This window comes from Chitinophaga barathri (assembly GCF_003807585.1).
GTDB lineage: Bacteria > Bacteroidota > Bacteroidia > Chitinophagales > Chitinophagaceae > Chitinophaga > Chitinophaga barathri.
Map to the genome: position 1 here is coordinate 21,194 of NZ_RMBX01000015.1, position 18,608 is coordinate 39,801.

Genomic DNA, 18,608 nt, shown 5'->3' on the forward strand with positions numbered 1-18,608 from the left:
AACATGAAACACACAAAACTATATACTATACTGGCTACCATAGCGCTGGTGTCGCTTACCACGGGCTGTGACAAATTGCTGGAAGAAAAGCCGAAAACGACCATCCGCGTCGGAGAACTGGACCCCACGCTGCTGGAACAAACCGTGATCGGCGCATATGAACCGATGACAAGAAGCCGTGGCAGGCTTTGGGAATCTACCGTGGGACTGGGTTTTGAGCTGATGAGCGAATATGCGGACGGCGGCTCGGTACAATCCGCCTGGAGCAATTATAACAACATCATGAATAACCCGAACGCCATGCAGCAGCCGTACACAACGCTGTATGAAGCTATTGGCAGGGCAAACGGGCTGATCAACCGGCTGGATGAAAACACGACACTGGATAATGCCCTTAAACAAAAAGCTTATGGCGAAGCATATTTCATCAGGGCCGTTTGTTATTTCTTTGCCGTGCGTACCTGGGGCCGGCTTCCGCTCAGGCTCAAACCGGTAATAACTCCCGCGGACGTACCCCTGGCCCTTTCTGACGCGGCAACGGTATACGCACAGATCATCACCGACCTGAAGTTTGCGGAAACCGCGCTGCCGCCCACCGTGAACGCCGCCAATGCGGGGCGCGCCACATCCGGTGCGGCGAAAGTTGCCCTGGCGGACGTTTATCTCCACATGGGCGACTTCACCAACGCCCGTGCTAAAGCGAAGGAAGTGATGGATACCAAAGCCACTTACGGTTACGACCTCGAAACTTCCCTGGCTACCGTTTATTCGCCCGCGCTGGCCACGAACAAAGAAGACGTATTTTCCCTGAAATTCTCCCAGGTAGTGGACCGTGGCGGATTCCTCGCTTCCTATTACGCGGATTCAAGAGCGAAACAAGCCGGGTTTTCTGTAAGCGGCAATAAATTCGGCGGGATCATATCCGTAGCCCCGCTGATCAAAAACTGGGATGACAACGACCAGCGGAAAAAATTCAGCCTGTACACGAATTATGTAATCAACGGGGTAGTGACGGCGGCAGAAATAGAACCCGGCATCTACGACGTACGCCTTGGCAAATACAAAGACCCGAATGCCCCGATTGACACGGGCAATGGCAATGACTTTTATTTCTGGCGTTACGCGGATGTACTGCTCATTTTCGCGGAAGCGGAAAACAAGCTGAACGGCCCCGGTGCAGCGGCTTACGAAGCCATCAATATTGTAAGGAGAAGAGGTTACGGCGTGAGCATGACGGCACCCAGCGCACTGGCGGACCTGCCCGCGGGCCTCACCCAGACACAGTTTGACGATATGGTATTCCGCGAAAGGGGATATGAATTCATCGGGGAGTGCAAGCGCTGGTTTGATCTTGTGCGCACCAACCGTGCGGCGAAAGAAATCGGGGATGTTCGCGCTGCAATCTCTATCCCTACCCGTAAGCCTGTGCCGAACATTTTGCTGTTCAGGCTGCCGGACGTGGAGTTTCAGAACAATCCGCTGGCGCAATAGACATTCCGGATATTTTATCAGACAGGGGAGCGGCGCAGGTTGCTCCCCTATTTTTTAGTAACGTCTTTATTGGTGGTTGGCGAGTTGTTTTACTTTTTTCACCCAACGGAGTTTCTGCGGGAAATTGTCCATGTCGCATACAAGTTCTTTCCGGCTGAGCATGTTCAGTGCCCGGCAGTCCCCGGTACCACGCGTGTTTTCTTTTAGCTGCTCCAGCGCCATCCAGCCCATAGCATGCAGCGCGTGGATCGTGATCCCGTAATTGCCTTTTGCTTTAGGGATAAAAGGCAGGCCGGCCAGTGAGCGGTTGAATTGCGCCACATCGTGGAGGAACTTTTGCTGGATGCGCTCGTAGTCGAGGTAATGATTGGGGATCGTGTAAATGCCGTTTTGTATATCCTTGTACACATCAAAAGCATCGTTGGTCAGCTGCATCAGCCCCGCCATCGGGAAAAGCATTTCGGATATGGCTTCGGACGGATAATGATCCAGGATGGAATGGAAAAGCAGGATAGAATAATAACTTTTCCGGTAAGTGATCTGGTACAGCTCCTCTTCTTCTATGCCGGGCTGCATCTGTTTCAGGGAGGCCTTTTGCCAGGTGAAAACCTGGTGCATATGCTGCAGCAGTTTCTCCCGGCAGGGCGCCTGCTCCAGCAGCAGGAGATAGATCTTCCGCAGCACATATTCCTTAAAAGAACCCGGTTCGTGATCTTCCGGGTTCAGGGTGAATGTCTCTATCTTTTCATGACTGAGGATATTGTCATCAAACAGATCGTCGTACAAAGGGCCAAAAATACTGAGCAACAAGATCCGCTGCTGTTCGCCGGCGCTTAGTTGTTTGCCCACGAGGTCGTAAAAACTGTTACAGATCACATTCAGCGCCAGCTGCCAGTATTTATTGAACCGTTTGACGGACGATGGCCCGAAAGATTCCTCCTGCCCGGTTTCCAGCGCGGCCAGCAGAGGCGGCAAGTGTTGCCTGAAATATTGATCCTGCTTTTTTAACTGCGAGTGTAATTTGTAAAGTTGTTTCGCTGTTGTCAGCAGGCTGATTGGAGGGTTTGTAGGCATTTGTTGGTTGTAGGGTATGGGGAGAAAAAACGAAATATAACAGATTTTATCCAAATGTGAAAACACCCGTGCAAGAATCCGTACCTGGTGGGAATAGTGTCATTAACAAACGTTTAACTGCTCCGGAGTGATATAATTCCTTTCTTGGCGCGTATTTTTTCACCGCTCCGGCTTGCGAAAACGGCACCAAAATGCTTCTCCCGCCTATTCATATCAACCTGGTTATCCTGGTGATCATCATTCTCGAGATCGCCATCTTTGTTAACCAGTTATTATCATATATGGCTCGGCCATATGAAAAGAACAGGCTGTATCATGTGATACTCACCGGGCTGCTTATCCTGTACAATGTCTGCGAGAACCTCTTCATCCTGCCGGACCCATATATTCCGCTCCCGCTGATGATACAGAATATTGTCAGCGACAGTGCGGGGTACTTCGTGACGATGTATATCCCGTTTTATTGTTACAAAACGCTGGGTCTGGAAAGACTGAGTTTTCACGGCAAATACGGTTACCTGTTCATCCTCGGGCCCACCGTTTTCATGTATTTTATCCATTACCCCATTTACAACGATTTTGCCTTCACCTCAAAATATTCCTATTACGCGCCGGCCATGTACGCCATCGTGGCGCTGATAGCCGCATACAGGGCCATTTACCTGAAGTACAAGGAAAACGGTGACAGGGCCGGGTTCCGGGAACGGCTCTGGATCTTCGCCGCAGTGGTGATATGGTGCATTTCCCCTGCGATCGATGATTTGTGGAGCACGCCCAAATGGGTGATCAGCGCGCTGTTCAACAATATCAACTTCATCCTGATGAGTGGCTTTTTTATGCGGCAGACCATCAAACGTTTCCTGAAAGAATACGACCTGCTGCAGAGATCAAATACCACGCTCAGCGAAAAGGTCAGGGAGAGAACGATCCAGCTGGAACGTTCGAACGAGCAGCGCACGAATACGCTGGTGAACCTGGTGCACGAAACAAAAACACCGCTGACGCTGATCAATAACTACCTGGAGGAGTATATTCATAAATACGGGTATAAAAAAGAACTGGAGATCGTCAAGAATAACCTGGACAAACTGAATAGAGACATCAGCAACCTGTTTGACCTTGAGCGGTACAACAAAGGGTTTGTGATCTACAATCACAACCAGGTGGCCAATTTCAGTAAGATATTGGCGGACAACCTTGTTTTGTTCAAAGTCTACTGCCGGAAAAAACAGGTGACTTTGCACGAAAATATCGAACAGGATGTGCTGATAAAAGCGGACCCTGGCGCGATCAACGGCATTGTGAACAACATCGTGGAAAACGCTATCAAGTATACGGATGACGGCGGGGAGATCAGCATCCTGCTGCAAACCAGCGGCGCCCGCATCAATTTCAACGTAAGGGACAATGGGATCGGTATCCCGGAAGAACTGCACGAAAAAGTATTCGAGCCCTATTACCAGATCAACTCGGAAAAGGGCGGTTTCCAGGGTATGGGGCTGGGCATGCCCATCGTCAAAAAAACACTGACGGAACTGGACGGCCGCATTACCATCGAAAGCAATCCCGCGAAGGGCAATGGCACGCTGATCGCCATTGAACTGAAAAAATATGCGCCGGAAATAAACGGTCCCGCCGTTTCAAACTACAGCGTAAGTAATTATTCCGGCCTGGAGCTGGGCCACATTGGCATTTCGGATTCCCAGTACGACGAAAAGAAACCTACCATCCTGCTGGTGGAGGACAATGCCGCCATGCTAAGCTACCTCTTCAAAAAACTGACGAAGAAATACAACGTGACCGTGGCCGTGAATGGCTCCGAAGCCCTGACCAGGATCAGGAACTACCCCGCCCTGCCGGACCTCATCATTTCGGATGTTATGATGGACAAAGTAGATGGTTTTAAACTGGCGAAGATCCTGTCTGAAGACGCTGATTTTAAACACATTCCGATCATTTTCCTCACCGCCAAACAAACCCCGGCGGACAAATCCTACGGTCTGCGCCTGGGCGCGCTGGATTATATTCAAAAGCCTTTCAACACCGAAGAACTGCTGCTGAAGATGGCCTCGATGCTGGAAATAACCTTCCAGCAAAGGCGGAAACTGCTGGACAATGCGTTAAAAGCCCTGAAATCCGCCGGCAACCTGGAGTTCCGGCAAAAGGAGGCTGCCCCTCAAACGGGTGGGAGGTTTGAGCAGAACTGTAAGTTGTACCAGCTCACCGCCCGCGAAATCGACATTTCAAAACTGATTGGCGAAGGGTATTCCTACAAAGAGATAGGGGAAACATTGTTTATTGCCGAAAGAACGGTTAAAAAACACGTCCAGAACATATTCGAAAAAGTGTCCATCACGAATAAAATACAGCTGATCAATAAACTGGAAGCCTGATGAGTTCCCCGCAAAAGTGTTTGTGTATTCCTTCTGAAACCAGCCATGGTAAAGCCTTCTTCTTCTTTGTACGTATAAAAATAGGAACATCGCCTTATTGTTTTTGCCTGCGCGGTGAGTGATTTTTGTGCTTTGAACCCAAAGCAGGAAACCTCGGATCAACCGTACATCCAAAACAAAAAACATGTCTGCACGTGAAATGGAAGCGCCGGACGCAAGCGAAGTAATGAAATCCATTTTCCGCACCACCCTGCACGAGATCGGTACGCCGATCAACGGTATCGTCAGCGCCTCGCGGCTGCTGGAGCAGGAGTTGGGCAAAGGGAACCATGAATTTATACAAGAGCTTATCCAGATGATCGGCACTTCGGCCAATTACCTGCAGGAGATATTTGAGCGGGTGCGCCTGGCCGCGCAGCAGGAAAACCTCCACCGGTTTCAGCTGGACGAGATCGTCTTCGATTTCAGCAAACTGCTGGACGGTATTCTTCGTTCTATGGCGGCACTGTTTATGGAAAAACAGATATCAGTTGTAAAACGGATGTCGGACGATTTTCCGCACACCGTATTTTCAGACCGGACCTATTTAACCCAGATCGTCTATAACCTCCTGACCAATGCACTCAAGTACAGTCCTAAATCCACGAGGGTAACCATCACTTGTTTTCTGCGTGATGGAGAAAAAATGTGCATGGAGATCGCGGACCAGGGGATTGGTATTCCCGCCAGGGAACTGCCGTATATTTTTAAGGAATATCACCAGATCGTGGCGGGAGCGCCATCCAAATTTGGGGGGATGGGGCTCGGCCTGTCCATTGTGAAGAACCTGACGGAAGTAATGGGCGGCAGCATTGAAGTGATGAGCGAAGTGGGAGTGGGCAGTGTATTCACCATTGTGCTGCCCCTGAAAAAATGAATCAGCAGAAAGGAATTAAAACGAAAAAGCCTTCGGATTTCCGAAGGCTTTTTCTGTGGTGAGGGCCGGGATCGAACCGGCGACACATGGATTTTCAGTCCATTGCTCTACCAACTGAGCTACCACACCATGCACCCCGTTTGTAAAGGGGAATGCAAAAGTAAGACAATCTTTCAAAAAACCAATAGGTTATGAAAAAATTTCCTGCTGTTGCAGGATGCAATTCCATAAAATAGATGCGGTACAACCGGCTACTGCGCGTCAATTCCCATATTCCACGAGGAATTTAATCCTCACCAGTTTCAGTTGTTCGATGGTATAGTTGCCTTCCGTCAGTTCCTCTTTCGCTATCTGCAGGCTGGAAGTTTCGCAGCCTTTGAAGTATTCGATGATTTCGTCCTGGGCATAGTCGTCCAGCTCTTCGTCGATACAATAATCCAGGTTCAGCTTGGTGCCGCTGGCTACGATGGTTTCCATTTCATCCAGCAGCTGGGGGATGCTCAGCTCCTTGTTTTTCGCGATGGTTTCCAGCGGCATCTTTTTGTCGATGTTCTGAATAATGAAAACTTTCAGGCCGCTTTTGTTCACCACGCTTTTCATTACGAAATCGTCCGGCTTCACGATATCGTTTTCCTCCACGTATTTGGAGATCACGTCCACGAACTTTTTGCCGTAGCGGATGGCCTTGCCTTTGCTCACCCCCTGGATCTTTTCCAGTTCCTGTACGGTGGTGGGATATTGTGTGGCCATGTCTTCCAGGGAAGTTTCCAGGAAGATCACGAACGGCGGCAGGTTTTTTTCCTTTGAAACTTTTTTACGGAGCTCTTTGAGCATTTCGAACAGCACGGGGTCCGCGGAAAGCACAGCTTCGCCGCCTGCATTCTCTTCATCGTCTCCCCCGTCTTCATCAAACTGGTGGTTCAGCGCCACGTAGATGGAGAAGGGCTTTTTAATGAACTTTTTGCCCTTATCGGTGATCTTGAGCAGGCCGTATTCTTCGATGTCCTTTTCGATGAGGCCTTCCAGCATCATCTGGCGGAGCAGGGAATTCCAGAAGTGAGCGTCAAATTCCTTCCCTTCGCCGAACACCTCCAGCTTATCATGCTGGAAAGTGCTGATTTGCGGGTTGGATTTGCCAGTGATGATATTTATAACGTAATCCGATCCGAAGCGCTCCTCGAGGCTGGAAATGGCTTTTAAAGCGATCACCACCCGGTTCTTCACCTCGATCTTTTCTTTCGGGTTGCGGCAGTTGTCGCATTTGCCGCAGTTTTCCGTTTCGTACTTCTCGCCGAAGTAATGCAGGATCACCTTGCGGCGGCAAACGGCGCTTTCGGCATAGGCCACGGTTTCGTTGATCAGCTGGGCGCCCATTTCGCGTTCTGAAAGGGGTTTGTCACGCATCAGGTGTTCCAGCTTCTGCACGTCTTTGTAGGAATAAAAACAAAGACAAAGCCCTTCCAGCCCGTCGCGGCCGCCACGGCCGGTTTCCTGGTAGTAGTTCTCCAGGCTTTTTGGAATATTGTAATGTATAACAAAGCGTACGTCAGGCTTATCTATCCCCATGCCAAAGGCGATGGTGGCTACGATCACCTCGCATTCCTCCAGCAGGAACATATCCTGGCGCTGTGCGCGGGTGCCGGAGTCCAGGCCGGCGTGATAGGCTACCGCTTTGATGCCGTTGGCCACCAGCATATCCGCCAGTTCCTCCGTGGTCTTGCGGTTCAGCGTATAAATGATGCCGCTTTTGCCTTTATGCAAGTGTATGAACTTCACGATTTCCTTGATCACCTGGTCCTTCTTGCGTTTGGGCCTGATCTCATAGTACAGGTTCGGGCGGTTGAAGGAGGACATAAAGATTTCGGGGGTTCTCAGTTCCAGGTTCTTCACGATATCGCTCTGCACTTTGGGCGTAGCCGTGGCCGTGAGGGCGATAATGGGCAGGTTGCTGCCTATCAGGTCGATCATTTCCTTCAGGCGGCGGTATTCCGGGCGGAAGTCGTGCCCCCATTCGGAGATACAATGCGCCTCATCCACCGCAATAAAGGAGATTTCCAGCTCCTTAAAGAAGTCGATATTTTCCTGTTTGGTGAGTGTTTCGGGCGCGACGTACAGCATTTTGGTCTTTCCGGACTGGAGATCTGTACGTACTTTTTTGATTTGCGCCTTCGTGAGGGTGGAATTAAGAAAATGCGCCACGTTGTCTTTGCTGCTGTATGAACGTACCAGGTCCACCTGGTTTTTCATCAGCGCAATCAACGGGCTCACGATGAGCGCCACCCCAGGGCTCATCAGTGCTGGCAGCTGGTAACATAAAGATTTACCGCCGCCTGTTGGCATGATCACGAATGTATCTTTTCCGGAAAGTATGCTTTTAATGATCTTCTCCTGATTCCCTTTGAAGGAATCGAACCCAAAATGTTCGTGTAATGCATCCAACAAACTTACCTTTGCAACAGCCATCACATTAAAATTTTACTTGTAATTCAGGACCTAAAACGCCTGCCGATAGATGAAAATTATTCAACATGTATTTTTGGGGGACACGAAATTACTTAAAAAACCCCTTTGTGTCAATATAAATTATATGATCGTTGGCCTTGCTTAAAAAAATGATAAATTTGCAGCTGTCGCATGAAACAGAAAACCACCGTTGACATCCGGGAAACAGGGAAAAGGACGATCAGGCTGGAATCCGCCGCCATTGAGAGTTTGGAGCAATTTATCGATGATGACTTTGAACAAACAGTGGAGCTGATCGCCCGCTGCCAGGGTCGCGTGGTGATCACCGGCATCGGCAAAAGCGCTATCATAGCCCAAAAGATAGTGGCTACCCTCAATTCCACAGGTACACCTGCCTTATTTATGCACGCTGCGGACGCCATACACGGCGATCTGGGGATGATCACCCCGGACGATGTGGTGATGTGCATTTCCAAAAGCGGGGAGTCACCGGAGATCAAAGTACTGGTCCCCCTGGTGAAAAACCTGGGCAATACCCTGGTGGCCATCGTGGGAAAACTGGATTCATACCTGGCGCAATCGGCACATTTTGTGCTGAATACGTCAGTTACACAGGAGGCCTGTCCCAATAACCTGGCCCCTACTTCCAGCACTACAGCGCAGATGGTAATGGGAGACGCACTGGCGGTGTGCCTCATTGAAATGAAAGGTTTCACGGCGGAAGACTTCGCAAAGTTCCATCCCGGCGGCACATTGGGGAAAAAACTCTACCTCAGGGTGGGGGATCTGAGCCGTCTTCACCAGGTACCGAAGGTAAAACTCGAAAGCAGCCTGCGGGAAGTGATCGTAGAGATCTCCTCCAAAATGCTGGGAGTCACCGGTGTGGTGGATGCGGAAGACCGCCTGCAGGGCATAATAACAGACGGGGACCTGCGCCGCATGCTGGAAAAGAATATGGACGCGGCCGGGGTAAAAGCCGCAGACATCATGAGCCGCAACCCTAAGACCATCCAGTTCGATGAACTGGCGGTGAACGCCCTGGAAACGATGAGAGAATTTGACATTACGCAACTACTGGTCATGAAAGGTGATCAGTATCATGGAATTATACATTTACACGATTTAATCAGAGAAGGAATTATTTGAGCGATGACACCGATGAATAATCATTTTTACGTGGCCATTATGGCCGGAGGTATTGGTAGCCGTTTCTGGCCTTACAGTCGCACGGACTACCCCAAGCAGTTCCTGGATATCCTCAATACGGGTAAGACCCTTCTGCAATGGACCTATGAACGGTTCACGCAGTTCATTCCCGAAGAAAATATCTACGTTGTTACGCATCACCAGTATGCGGATACAGTGGGCAAGCAGCTCCCCAACCTCCCGGTAGCCAATATCGTGAGCGAGCCGTCCAGGAAAAATACCGCGCCCTGCGTGGCCTATATTGCTCATAAGATCCATAAAAAGGACCCAAAGGCCAGCATGATCTGCGCCCCGGCGGACCACCTGATCATGGACCCGACGAACTTTACCAGCACCTGCCTGAACGCGCTGCTCTTTGCACAAAAGAACAACGCCCTGCTTACGCTCGGCATCAAACCCACCCGCCCCGATACGGGCTACGGATACATCCAGTATGAAACAGAACAGGTGGCCGATAATGTGTACAAAGTGAAAACTTTCACGGAAAAACCCAACCTGGAACTGGCTAAAACCTTCCTGAAAAGCGGGGATTTCCTCTGGAACGCGGGCATTTTTGTCTGGAATTCCAAAGCAATCCTCCAGGCGTTCGCCTCTTACCTCCCCGAAATGGACGAACTGTTCGTGGCGGAAAAAGAAGCGCTGAACACCCCGCGGGAAAAAGATATCATCGAGCGGATCTATTCGCAATGCACCAATCTCTCTATCGATTATGGCATTATGGAAAAGGCGGACAATGTATATGTGATCCCGTCGAACTTCGGCTGGAGCGACCTGGGCACCTGGGCCTCCGCGTACGAAAACCTGGAAAAGGATTACCTGGGCAATGCCGTGCAGGGGAAAAATGTGATGGTGATAGACGCCACAAAATGTATGGTAAAAGCACCGAACGATAAACTGGTGCTGCTTCAGGGCCTGGACGATATGATCGTGATAGATACGACGGACGTGCTGCTGATCTGTAAAAAAGAAAACGAGCAGCAGATCAAGGAATACGTGGCTGAAGTGAAACGCCACAAAGGGGACAAATACATGTAATTACCGACACAAAAAGACATAAAAAAAGCCGGAAGTGACTGCTCTTCCGGCTTTTGCTTTTTCAGATTCAGGCTGATTTCTCTGCCACCTGCAGCGGTTGTCCTACCCGCTTTGTGTGCTCGTGGAAAGTTACCACGCCTGTCTCAACATCATACATGGCTCCTATGATGCCTACTTCACCGCTGTTTATAAGATCAGCGAGAATTGCGCTCTGCTCGAGTATCGCTTGTACCGAGCGTTCAGTATGTATATTCGCAACCGCATCCACAAAATCATGGTTTTTGGAATTGCGGTTCTCCTTGAAAGTTTTTTCCTGGAACACGGCCGGGCGGATCTTGCCCAGCAGGCCGGTAAGGTTGCCCATTTCAACGCCGTCGCAGGCGCCTTTGATAGCTCCGCAATGCGTGTGATTCAGCACCACGATGATCTTGGAACCGGCTACTTTACAGGCGTATTCGAGGCTGCCCAGCACGTTGTCTGAAATTACGGCGCCGGCTAAACGGATGCTGAAAATGTCTCCCAGGCCCTGGTCGAAGATCAGCTCGGCGGAAGTACGGCTATCCATACAGCTTACGATAGCGGCGAAAGGCCATTGTCCCTCTTTGGTCTCGTTCACCTGCTCCAGCAGGTTGCGGTGCGCGCGGAGGTTGCCCACGAATCTTTCGTTGCCGTGCTGAAGCAGTTCAAGCGCGGTGGCGGGTGTCAGGTTACTTTGGACGGTTTTATTGAGTGTTCTCATGATTCTTATTTTTTTTACTGTTCTGATGATTTTACGTTTACTGATTAACGCTCTCTGAAAAGGACCCTGCCTTTACATTTAGTTTACTGATAACTCTTTCAAAAGATCTTTGTGCGTACCGTTTGTGACAGCCACAACGGGTTTTTCCTTATCCATTGATTCATGGAACATATGATCTGTATTATTGACTTTATAAGCGTCCTTAAAGCCTTTGAGCACTACTTTGATATTTTTCTGCTGTGCTTTGATCTGGGCAAACTCGCGGATGATGTCCAGCACGTCCTGGTCGATGTAGTGCGTTTTGCTGGCATCTATCACCACGGTGCAGTTTTCCGGCATCTTATCCAGCGTGAGCAGGATGTTGGCTTTGTTGAGGAAAGACACTTCCTGGCTCAGCTCAAGGTTGAACAGGTCGCCGGTGCGGTATTTTTCCTTCTGGAAGAAATAAGGCACTTTCATGTTGCCGATCATGATAAACAGGATGCTTGCGCAGAGACCTACCGCAACGCCCACCAGCAGGTTGGTGAATACGATCACCAGCACGGTAACCACGAACGGTATCCACTGGTATTTGCCTTTGGTGAACATGGCTTTGAACACGGCGGGTTTACACAGTTTATAACCAGTCACCAGCAGCACGCCCGCGAGGGTGGACAGCGGAATTTTATTCAGCACCACCGGGATCAGCGCGGCACACACCAGCAGCAGCATGCCGTGCGTCATGGTAGACAGTTTCGTACGGGCGCCGGAGTTGATGTTCGCGGAGGAACGCACGATCACGGAAGTGATGGGCAGGCCGCCGATCAGGCCGCTGACCATATTGGCGATACCCTGCGCTCTCAGTTCCCTGTTGGGACCGGAATACCTTTTCAGGGGATCGAGTTTGTCCGTCGCTTCCAGGTTCAGTAATGTTTCAATGGAGGCCACCACAGCTATGGTGCCCGCCACGATCCAGACCTGTCCGTTCAGCAGCTGGCTGAAATCGGGCAGGGAGAACTGGCTGAGGAAACCGTTGAAGGAATCTGCTACAGGCAGCGTTACCAGGTGTGACTGCTCCAGTCCCAGGTTTGAACCTGTTGCGAGGAACAACTGGTTGAGGCCAACACCTGCAAGAACCGCTACCAGTGCGGCGGGAATAGCGCCTACTTTAGGAATCTTAGACCAATAAAGCAGTATGCCGATAGACACCAGGGTAATGATCATGGCGCCTAATTGTATATGTCGAATACTGCTCAACGCGGAGGAAATAATATTTTCCCCGCTTACCTGGATAAAGGCCAACTGGCCTTCAGCCTGTTCGTCGTGCCCTATGGCATGAGGAATCTGGGTAATGATGATGCTGATACCGATCGCCGTAAGCATGCCGGTAATAACGTTGGATGGAAAATAGTTGGCGATCACGCCGGCCTTTACAAAACCCAGCAGCAGCTGAAACCCGCCCGCGATAAACACCGCCATCAGGAATGTTTCAAAAGAGCCCAGGTTAATGATCGCGGCGGCCACGATCGTGATAAGGCCCGCGGCGGGACCACTTACGCTGAGTTGTGAGCCACTGAAAAAGCCTACCACCACACCGCCAAGTATACCGGCGATAAGACCGGAAAATAAAGGCGCGCCTGAAGCCAGGGCAATACCGAGGCAAAGCGGGATGGCAATAAGAAATACAACAAGGCCGGAGGACAGGTCGCCCTTGATATTGGAGAAGATAGAAGTCTTCGTACTCATCTGATTAATGGTTTATACAGATTCCAGGCACTGAAGCCACTCCTGGCAATGCATGCAGTCATGAGATGCGTGCAGGAACGGTCCGCTCTGGCCGGGCTGTGAAAACGGGCAGCATATCCTCCGCACGTCTGCGGGTCATGCATAAAGCCGTCAAATCAGCCGCGGTTGCGGGATCGGTGCTTGATCTGTTCTTGGAATAATATAAAATAGGAAAAACATGGCGTGAGCGCACGCATGTGTGAGTTAGTTAAGCGAGGGCCACATTGGGGGGCGGCGTCTGTATTTCCTGGATCGGGCTCGCAGGAATTTCCTCGTAGTAATTATAATTAAGAGTGCTTAGGAACAATTCCGGGTTCAGCTCGGTCTCCATTTCCGCGTAGCGGTGGAAGTTCAGATCATGGGCGGCCGGTTTGGAACCTTTGGAGGAACAGCCCCCGTCCACATGTTCTTCAACGATCTGGTTGTTAAACAGCAGTTTCCCCACCTCCTTGATCGGAAGCATCTGAATACACATCAGACTCACGAGAAATATGCTGAGTAACTTTTTCATCAAATTCTTATACAAAAGCAAAAATAACCCCCTAAAACTATAAAACATATTCCGCAAGGTCAAAAAAATGTTAAATCCTACTGTAATAGATTATAAACCTGTCACTTACAGTTGATTCGGCAATTGGGTGCTTATCAGCCCCACAAACCGTTCATCACAAATCCCATTTCCCAGCAGCCAGCCAAGAATCGTTTTATAATAGCCACCATGGCTAATATGATGGATTAATGCCGGTAATGTTCTAAGCAAATTAGTTTGCAATGTAGGGTATTGTGTATTGCATAGTAGTAAATTCTTTCTATCTTTGTATCGTCAGGCTGATAAACTGGCCGGCAGACATTAAAAAGCTCACTTGCCATGAACATAGACAACACACAATCACAGATGAGAAAAGGGGTGCTTGAGTTCTGCATCCTCTCCATCATCAAGCAAGGCGAGGCTTACCCTTCAGACATTATTGAAAAAATGAAAGAAGCGAAGCTGGATATCCTGGAAGGGACCTTATACCCGCTTTTGACACGCCTTAAAAATGCGGAACTGCTCACCTACCGCTGGGTGGAAAGCAGCTCGGGGCCCCCGCGGAAATATTTCTCCATGACCGATAAAGGGGAGCTCTTTTACCGGGACCTGGAAAATACCTGGAACGAACTGGCCAATGCCGTACAACAACTCACTCAACCAAATACCATCCAATAAACGTCCATCCGTTTACCTAAAACCTAAAAACACGATTGGAAAATGAAAAAGATCATCAATATAAACTTGTCTAGCCGCCTGATCCCGATCGAGGACAGTGCCTACGAGATACTGCGGCAGTACCTGGACAGCCTCAAGCGTTATTTCTCGCAGGAAGAAGGTGCGGATGAGATCGTGGGTGACATCGAGAGCCGTATCGCGGAGATCTTCCAGGACAAGATCCGCAAAGGCGCACATTGCATCACCGATGAAGATGTGCAGTCCATCAAAACCTCCATGGGCACACCCGAACAATTCGGGGAAGAAGCCGGTGGCAGTGCGAATACCAATCAATCCAAATCCTCTTCTTCCGCCACAGAACCATTCGCACCGTACATCCGTCCCCGTAAAAGGTTTTACCGCGATACAGACAACAAAGTGCTGGGCGGCGTCTGCTCCGGCCTGGGTGCTTACTTCAATGTAGACCCGATCGTCTTCCGCATCATCTTCGCCCTCGCGGCCATCGGCCTGTATGGCGGCGGGATCGTGCTTTACTTCATTCTCTGGTTTGCCACTCCCGAAGCGGTTACCGCCGCGGAGAAACTGGAAATGCGGGGGGAGCGTGTAGACCTGAACAATATTAAAAACACCGTTCAGGAAGAAATGAACTCGTTCCGCAGCCGTATGGACAAAATGGGAGACGACGTCCGAAATTTTTCGGAGGGCCGCGGGAAACAGTTCGGTAGAGATGCCGGTTCTGCAATAGAAGGGTTCTTCCGGGGGATCTTGAATGTCATCGGCTTCATGGCCAAAGGCTTCTTCCTGTTCCTCGGCGTGGTAATGCTCTTCGTATTGGTGGTGGGCCTTATAGTGGCCGCTATCTTTTCCGCGGTCCTTATCCCGGTAAAAACGCTCATTTTCGACGCCGGCGCGCAGACCGTCCTGTTCTGGCCCGCCATCGCACTGCTGATCGGTATCCCCATCCTGGCGCTGATACTGTTCCTCGTACGCAAAATGACTGGTATCAAACAAACCAATAAATACGCAGGTTACACCCTGGGTTTCTTCTGGATCCTGGGCATTGTATTCGCCGTATGGCTGGCCGTATCGGTAACGCAGGACTTCACCGGCGCCAAACGTTACGTGAAAGAGGAAGTACACATCACCCAGCCGTCAAACGGCAGGCTTGTGATCCGCAAAGCGGAAGACATGCTGGTGATAGACGACCTGAACATCTTTGACGGCAACCTGCGCGTGGTGGACGATACCGCCATCATCGGAGACATCCGCATGTATTTCCGCGAAAGCCCTACAGACAGCTTCGCCGTGGAGGTGAAAAAGGCTTCCCATGGCAGAACTTCCAGCCAGGCCGCCATGCTCGCCAGCGAAATCAGCTACAAGATCCACCAGCAGGACTCCGTGCTCCTGATCCCCGGCGGCTTCTCCATCCCGCGTAATTCCATCTACCGCAACCAGGAAGTGGAGATCTACGTGTTCGTGCCGAAAGGCCGCGAAGTGACCGTGGACCGCGATGTGCGCCGCATTATCAACGAATGGGGGCATAAATGGTGGAGAAACCACGATTACAACTGGGACGAAGACCGCGTGATCAAGATACAGATGAACGAAAACGGCTGGGAGCCCGAAGTAAGGGAAGACCCCGTACAGCGTGGTACGGACTCCGTGTACCAGAACTACCGCTACCAGGGGCCCAGCAGGAAAAACAACATCCAGGTAGATACGGCCACGATCAATACCACCCCCGTGGAGGACAGCAAACAGAAAGATTCCGGCGCGGCGAAAAACAAACGCGGCGTGGCCATAGGGCTGCTGAGCTTCGTTTTCAGCAATGCATTTACCAGGTAACCTGAAATAATTTTCGTCACAATAAGTTTAGTTTCACATAATTCAGATAAAACCGCAGTATCCACTGCGGTTTTTTTGTGAAACAGGGCCGCCTGGCGCCCGTTTCCGGCTCAATAAGCTACCATTCCTCCATTTTTCCCGATCCGATCATTCTCCCCGCTTTTTAATTGCTAGTTTTGCATATTCAAAAATTGAAGGATCAGATAAGGATGAAGGTACCAATTAACATTGCCCTGGTCGGTAACCCGAACAGTGGAAAGAGCTCTCTCTTTAATGCGCTGACAGGATTAAATCAGAAGGTTAGTAATTTCCCCGGGGTGACCGTGGATAAAAAGACCGGTATTGCGCGGATCACGCCACAGCTGACGGCCAATATCATTGACCTGCCCGGTACTTACAGCCTTTATCCCAAAAGCGCGGATGAATTTGTGACCTACGACGTACTGCTGAACCCCAACGGGGAAGACCGGCCCGATATGGTCCTCATTATCGCCGATGCTTCCAACCTCAAACGCAACCTCCTTTTCTGCTCCCAGATCATAGACCTGAAAATGCCCGTGATCATTGGCCTTACCATGATGGACCTGGCCAAAAAGAAAGGCATTGAAATAGACCTCGCCGGCCTGGAAAGAGAGCTGGGCGTACCGGTGGTGGCCATCAACCCGAGGAAAAACAAAGGCCTTCCCGCCCTCAAAAAAAATATAGAGCTGATAGCCCAGGAGAAATTCGGCGCCCCCGCAAGGGATTTCATCGAAAATCACCAGCTGGCTCCCGGCATGATAGACGGCGTGAAACAGGCGCTCCCGGGCCTGAGCGACTATGCCGCGCTGCACGTGGCAGTGAATTACGACGAACTGGAATTCCTTGACAAGTCCCGCCAGCAGTCCATCCGAAACCTGCAGCAACAGCAGCAGTTCAATAAAACCAAAGTGCAGGCGGAAGAGATTATGCAACGTTACGCCCGCATCAAACATATTATGAACAGCACCGTGGTGGAAACCGATCCTTTGCAGCAGCAGTTGCAGACGGAGCGGATAGACAACCTGCTGCTGCATCGCTTCTGGGGATACGCCATCCTGCTGGCCGTGCTGTTCCTGCTGTTCCAGAGCATTTTCTGGATCGCCAGCTACCCCATGGACCTCATCGAAGCCGCCTTTGGCTCGCTGAGCGGCTGGGCGTCCGGCATATTACCGGATAACAACTTCAGCGACCTGCTGGTGAATGGTGTTATTGCCGGCCTTGGCGGTATCGCCGTGTTTATTCCGCAGATCATGATCCTGTTTGGGCTCATCACCGTGCTGGAAGACACCGGCTACATGGCCCGCATCAGTTTTCTGACGGACAGGCTGATGCGCCAGGTGGGGCTGAACGGGAAGTCCGTGATGCCGCTGATCAGCGGGGTGGCCTGCGCCGTGCCCGCCATCATGGCCGCGAGGAATATCGAAAACAGCAAAGAAAGGCTGATCACTATTATGATCACGCCGCTGATGAGCTGCTCCGCCCGCCTGCCCATTTATACGATCATGATCGCCCTGGTGATCCCGAACAAGCCGGTGCTTGGTTTCCTGAGCCTTCCGGGCCTGGTGATGATGGGGCTTTACCTGCTCGGGTTTTTTATGGCCATCCTCGTGGCGGCGGTCATGAAACTCTTTATCAAGATCCGCGAGAAAAGTTATTTTATCATGGAACTGCCTGTGTACCGCGCTCCCCGCTGGAAAAACGTAGGCACCACCATGGTGGAAAAAGCAAAAATATTCGTGATGGACGCGGGAAAGGTGATCATGGTGATCTCCATCATCCTCTGGTTCCTGGCCTCTTACGGCCCTTCCAAACCGATGCAGGCCGTACATACGAAATACGAACAATTGAAGTCGCAAACCAAGGACAGCACGCAGCTGGCCGATCTTGACCACCAGTTCCGGTCGGATAAACTTTCAGCCTCCTACGCGGGCATCCTGGGCCACGCCATTGAACCGGCTGTAAAACCCCTCGGCTTCGACTGGAAAATAGGTATCGCGCTGATCACCTCTTTCGCGGCCCGCGAAGTGTTTGTAGGCACGATGGCCACGCTGTACAGCGTGGGAGACGCGGACGAAAGCGACGCCACCCTCCGGGAAAAAATGGCCTCCGCCACCCGTGTGGACGGTACGCCGGTGTATACCCTTGCCACAGGTTTATCGCTTATGATATTTTACGCCTTCGCCATGCAGTGTATGAGTACGCTTGCGATCGTGAAGCGGGAAACGAAGAGCTGGAAATACCCGATTATCCAGTTTGTGTACATGACGGCGATAGCGTACGTGTGCAGCTGGGTGGTGTTTGAGATTTTTAAATAAAAGATTCCAGATAATCATTTTCGAAGACCGCCGGTATTTGCCGGCGGTTTTTTTGTGCCCGAAGCATAAGTGGTTGTAAGCCAATCTGTTTCCTCGCACTTCCTGGATACTATTATCTAACAGTTAACGTAAAGCCTTG

General features: G+C 50.7%; 13 protein-coding genes and 1 tRNA gene. 8 read left to right on the forward strand and 6 right to left on the reverse strand.

Translation table 11 applies throughout. The annotated features are described in order from the left end of the window. Positions 1-3 precede the first annotated feature (3 nt). A complete protein-coding gene (locus EG028_RS23935; RefSeq protein WP_120518881.1) occupies positions 4-1,491 on the forward strand; it encodes a RagB/SusD family nutrient uptake outer membrane protein in 1,488 nt (495 codons plus the stop codon). 66 nt (positions 1,492-1,557) lie between these two features. On the opposite strand, the gene EG028_RS23940 is transcribed toward EG028_RS23935, so the two are convergent. Then, positions 1,558-2,466 (reverse strand): class 1 isoprenoid biosynthesis enzyme, encoded by a 909-nt coding sequence (locus tag EG028_RS23940; RefSeq protein WP_123864781.1) that lies wholly within the window; start codon positions 2,464-2,466, stop codon positions 1,558-1,560. A gap of 290 nt (positions 2,467-2,756) precedes the next feature. Here EG028_RS23940 and EG028_RS23945 point away from each other — a divergent pair, with 290 nt between their 5' ends. Beyond that, on the forward strand, positions 2,757-4,958 hold the full coding sequence (locus EG028_RS23945; protein WP_120518883.1) for an ATP-binding response regulator: 2,202 nt from the start codon (positions 2,757-2,759) through the stop codon (positions 4,956-4,958). Between the two features lie 184 nt (positions 4,959-5,142). After that, entirely contained in the window at positions 5,143-5,874 is a 732-nt protein-coding gene (locus tag EG028_RS23950) for a sensor histidine kinase (RefSeq protein ID WP_120518884.1), read from the forward strand. Positions 5,875-5,930: 56 nt separating this feature from the next. Here the strand turns inward: EG028_RS23950 and EG028_RS23955 are convergent. Both EG028_RS23955 and recQ read right to left on the reverse strand, forming a co-directional pair. Then, positions 5,931-6,003 (reverse strand) — tRNA-Phe (locus EG028_RS23955). A 132-nt stretch (positions 6,004-6,135) separates the two neighbouring features. Continuing rightward, positions 6,136-8,337 (reverse strand): DNA helicase RecQ, encoded by a 2,202-nt coding sequence (gene recQ / locus EG028_RS23960; protein WP_120518885.1) that lies wholly within the window; start codon positions 8,335-8,337, stop codon positions 6,136-6,138. Between the two features lie 171 nt (positions 8,338-8,508). Here recQ and EG028_RS23965 point away from each other — a divergent pair, with 171 nt between their 5' ends. Both EG028_RS23965 and EG028_RS23970 read left to right on the forward strand, forming a co-directional pair. Further along, positions 8,509-9,483 (forward strand): KpsF/GutQ family sugar-phosphate isomerase, encoded by a 975-nt coding sequence (locus EG028_RS23965; RefSeq protein ID WP_120518886.1) that lies wholly within the window; start codon positions 8,509-8,511, stop codon positions 9,481-9,483. Between the two features lie 3 nt (positions 9,484-9,486). Continuing rightward, complete coding sequence (locus EG028_RS23970) at positions 9,487-10,578, forward strand: mannose-1-phosphate guanylyltransferase (protein WP_120518887.1); 1,092 nt, start codon at positions 9,487-9,489, stop codon at positions 10,576-10,578. Between the two features lie 67 nt (positions 10,579-10,645). Here EG028_RS23970 and EG028_RS23975 read toward each other — a convergent pair whose 3' ends face one another. From EG028_RS23975 to EG028_RS23985, 3 genes are all read right to left on the reverse strand, one after another. Further along, the gene (locus EG028_RS23975; RefSeq protein ID WP_317127254.1) at positions 10,646-11,362 is read right to left on the reverse strand and encodes a carbonic anhydrase family protein; all 717 of its coding nucleotides are present in this window, start codon (positions 11,360-11,362) and stop codon (positions 10,646-10,648) included. A gap of 33 nt (positions 11,363-11,395) precedes the next feature. Beyond that, positions 11,396-13,042, reverse strand: coding sequence for a SulP family inorganic anion transporter (locus EG028_RS23980; protein WP_120518889.1), 1,647 nt, complete (start codon positions 13,040-13,042; stop codon positions 11,396-11,398). Between the two features lie 247 nt (positions 13,043-13,289). Further along, the gene (locus EG028_RS23985; protein ID WP_123864782.1) at positions 13,290-13,544 is read right to left on the reverse strand and encodes a hypothetical protein; all 255 of its coding nucleotides are present in this window, start codon (positions 13,542-13,544) and stop codon (positions 13,290-13,292) included. 405 nt (positions 13,545-13,949) lie between these two features. On the opposite strand from EG028_RS23985, the gene EG028_RS23990 reads away from it, so the two are divergent. From EG028_RS23990 to feoB, 3 genes are all read left to right on the forward strand, one after another. Further along, positions 13,950-14,288, forward strand: coding sequence for a PadR family transcriptional regulator (locus EG028_RS23990; RefSeq protein ID WP_120518891.1), 339 nt, complete (start codon positions 13,950-13,952; stop codon positions 14,286-14,288). Positions 14,289-14,330: 42 nt separating this feature from the next. Then, entirely contained in the window at positions 14,331-16,133 is a 1,803-nt protein-coding gene (locus EG028_RS23995) for a PspC domain-containing protein (RefSeq protein ID WP_120518892.1), read from the forward strand. A 209-nt stretch (positions 16,134-16,342) separates the two neighbouring features. After that, complete coding sequence (gene feoB / locus EG028_RS24000) at positions 16,343-18,469, forward strand: ferrous iron transport protein B (RefSeq protein ID WP_120518893.1); 2,127 nt, start codon at positions 16,343-16,345, stop codon at positions 18,467-18,469. Positions 18,470-18,608: the final 139 nt, after the last annotated feature.

Bases quoted from the DNA above. Each gene is read 5' to 3' on its own strand.
- EG028_RS23970 (WP_120518887.1), top strand. From the start codon at position 9,487: ATGACACCGATGAATAATCATTTTTACGTGGCCATTATGGCCGGAGGT.
- EG028_RS23945 (WP_120518883.1), top strand. From the start codon at position 2,757: ATGCTTCTCCCGCCTATTCATATCAACCTGGTTATCCTGGTGATCATC.
- recQ (WP_120518885.1), bottom strand. From the start codon at position 8,337: ATGGCTGTTGCAAAGGTAAGTTTGTTGGATGCATTACACGAACATTTT.
- EG028_RS23950 (WP_120518884.1), top strand. From the start codon at position 5,143: ATGTCTGCACGTGAAATGGAAGCGCCGGACGCAAGCGAAGTAATGAAA.
- EG028_RS23990 (WP_120518891.1), top strand. From the start codon at position 13,950: ATGAACATAGACAACACACAATCACAGATGAGAAAAGGGGTGCTTGAG.
- EG028_RS23965 (WP_120518886.1), top strand. From the start codon at position 8,509: ATGAAACAGAAAACCACCGTTGACATCCGGGAAACAGGGAAAAGGACG.
- EG028_RS23995 (WP_120518892.1), top strand. From the start codon at position 14,331: ATGAAAAAGATCATCAATATAAACTTGTCTAGCCGCCTGATCCCGATC.
- EG028_RS23935 (WP_120518881.1), top strand. From the start codon at position 4: ATGAAACACACAAAACTATATACTATACTGGCTACCATAGCGCTGGTG.
- EG028_RS23985 (WP_123864782.1), bottom strand. From the start codon at position 13,544: ATGCTTCCGATCAAGGAGGTGGGGAAACTGCTGTTTAACAACCAGATC.
- feoB (WP_120518893.1), top strand. From the start codon at position 16,343: ATGAAGGTACCAATTAACATTGCCCTGGTCGGTAACCCGAACAGTGGA.
- EG028_RS23980 (WP_120518889.1), bottom strand. From the start codon at position 13,042: ATGAGTACGAAGACTTCTATCTTCTCCAATATCAAGGGCGACCTGTCC.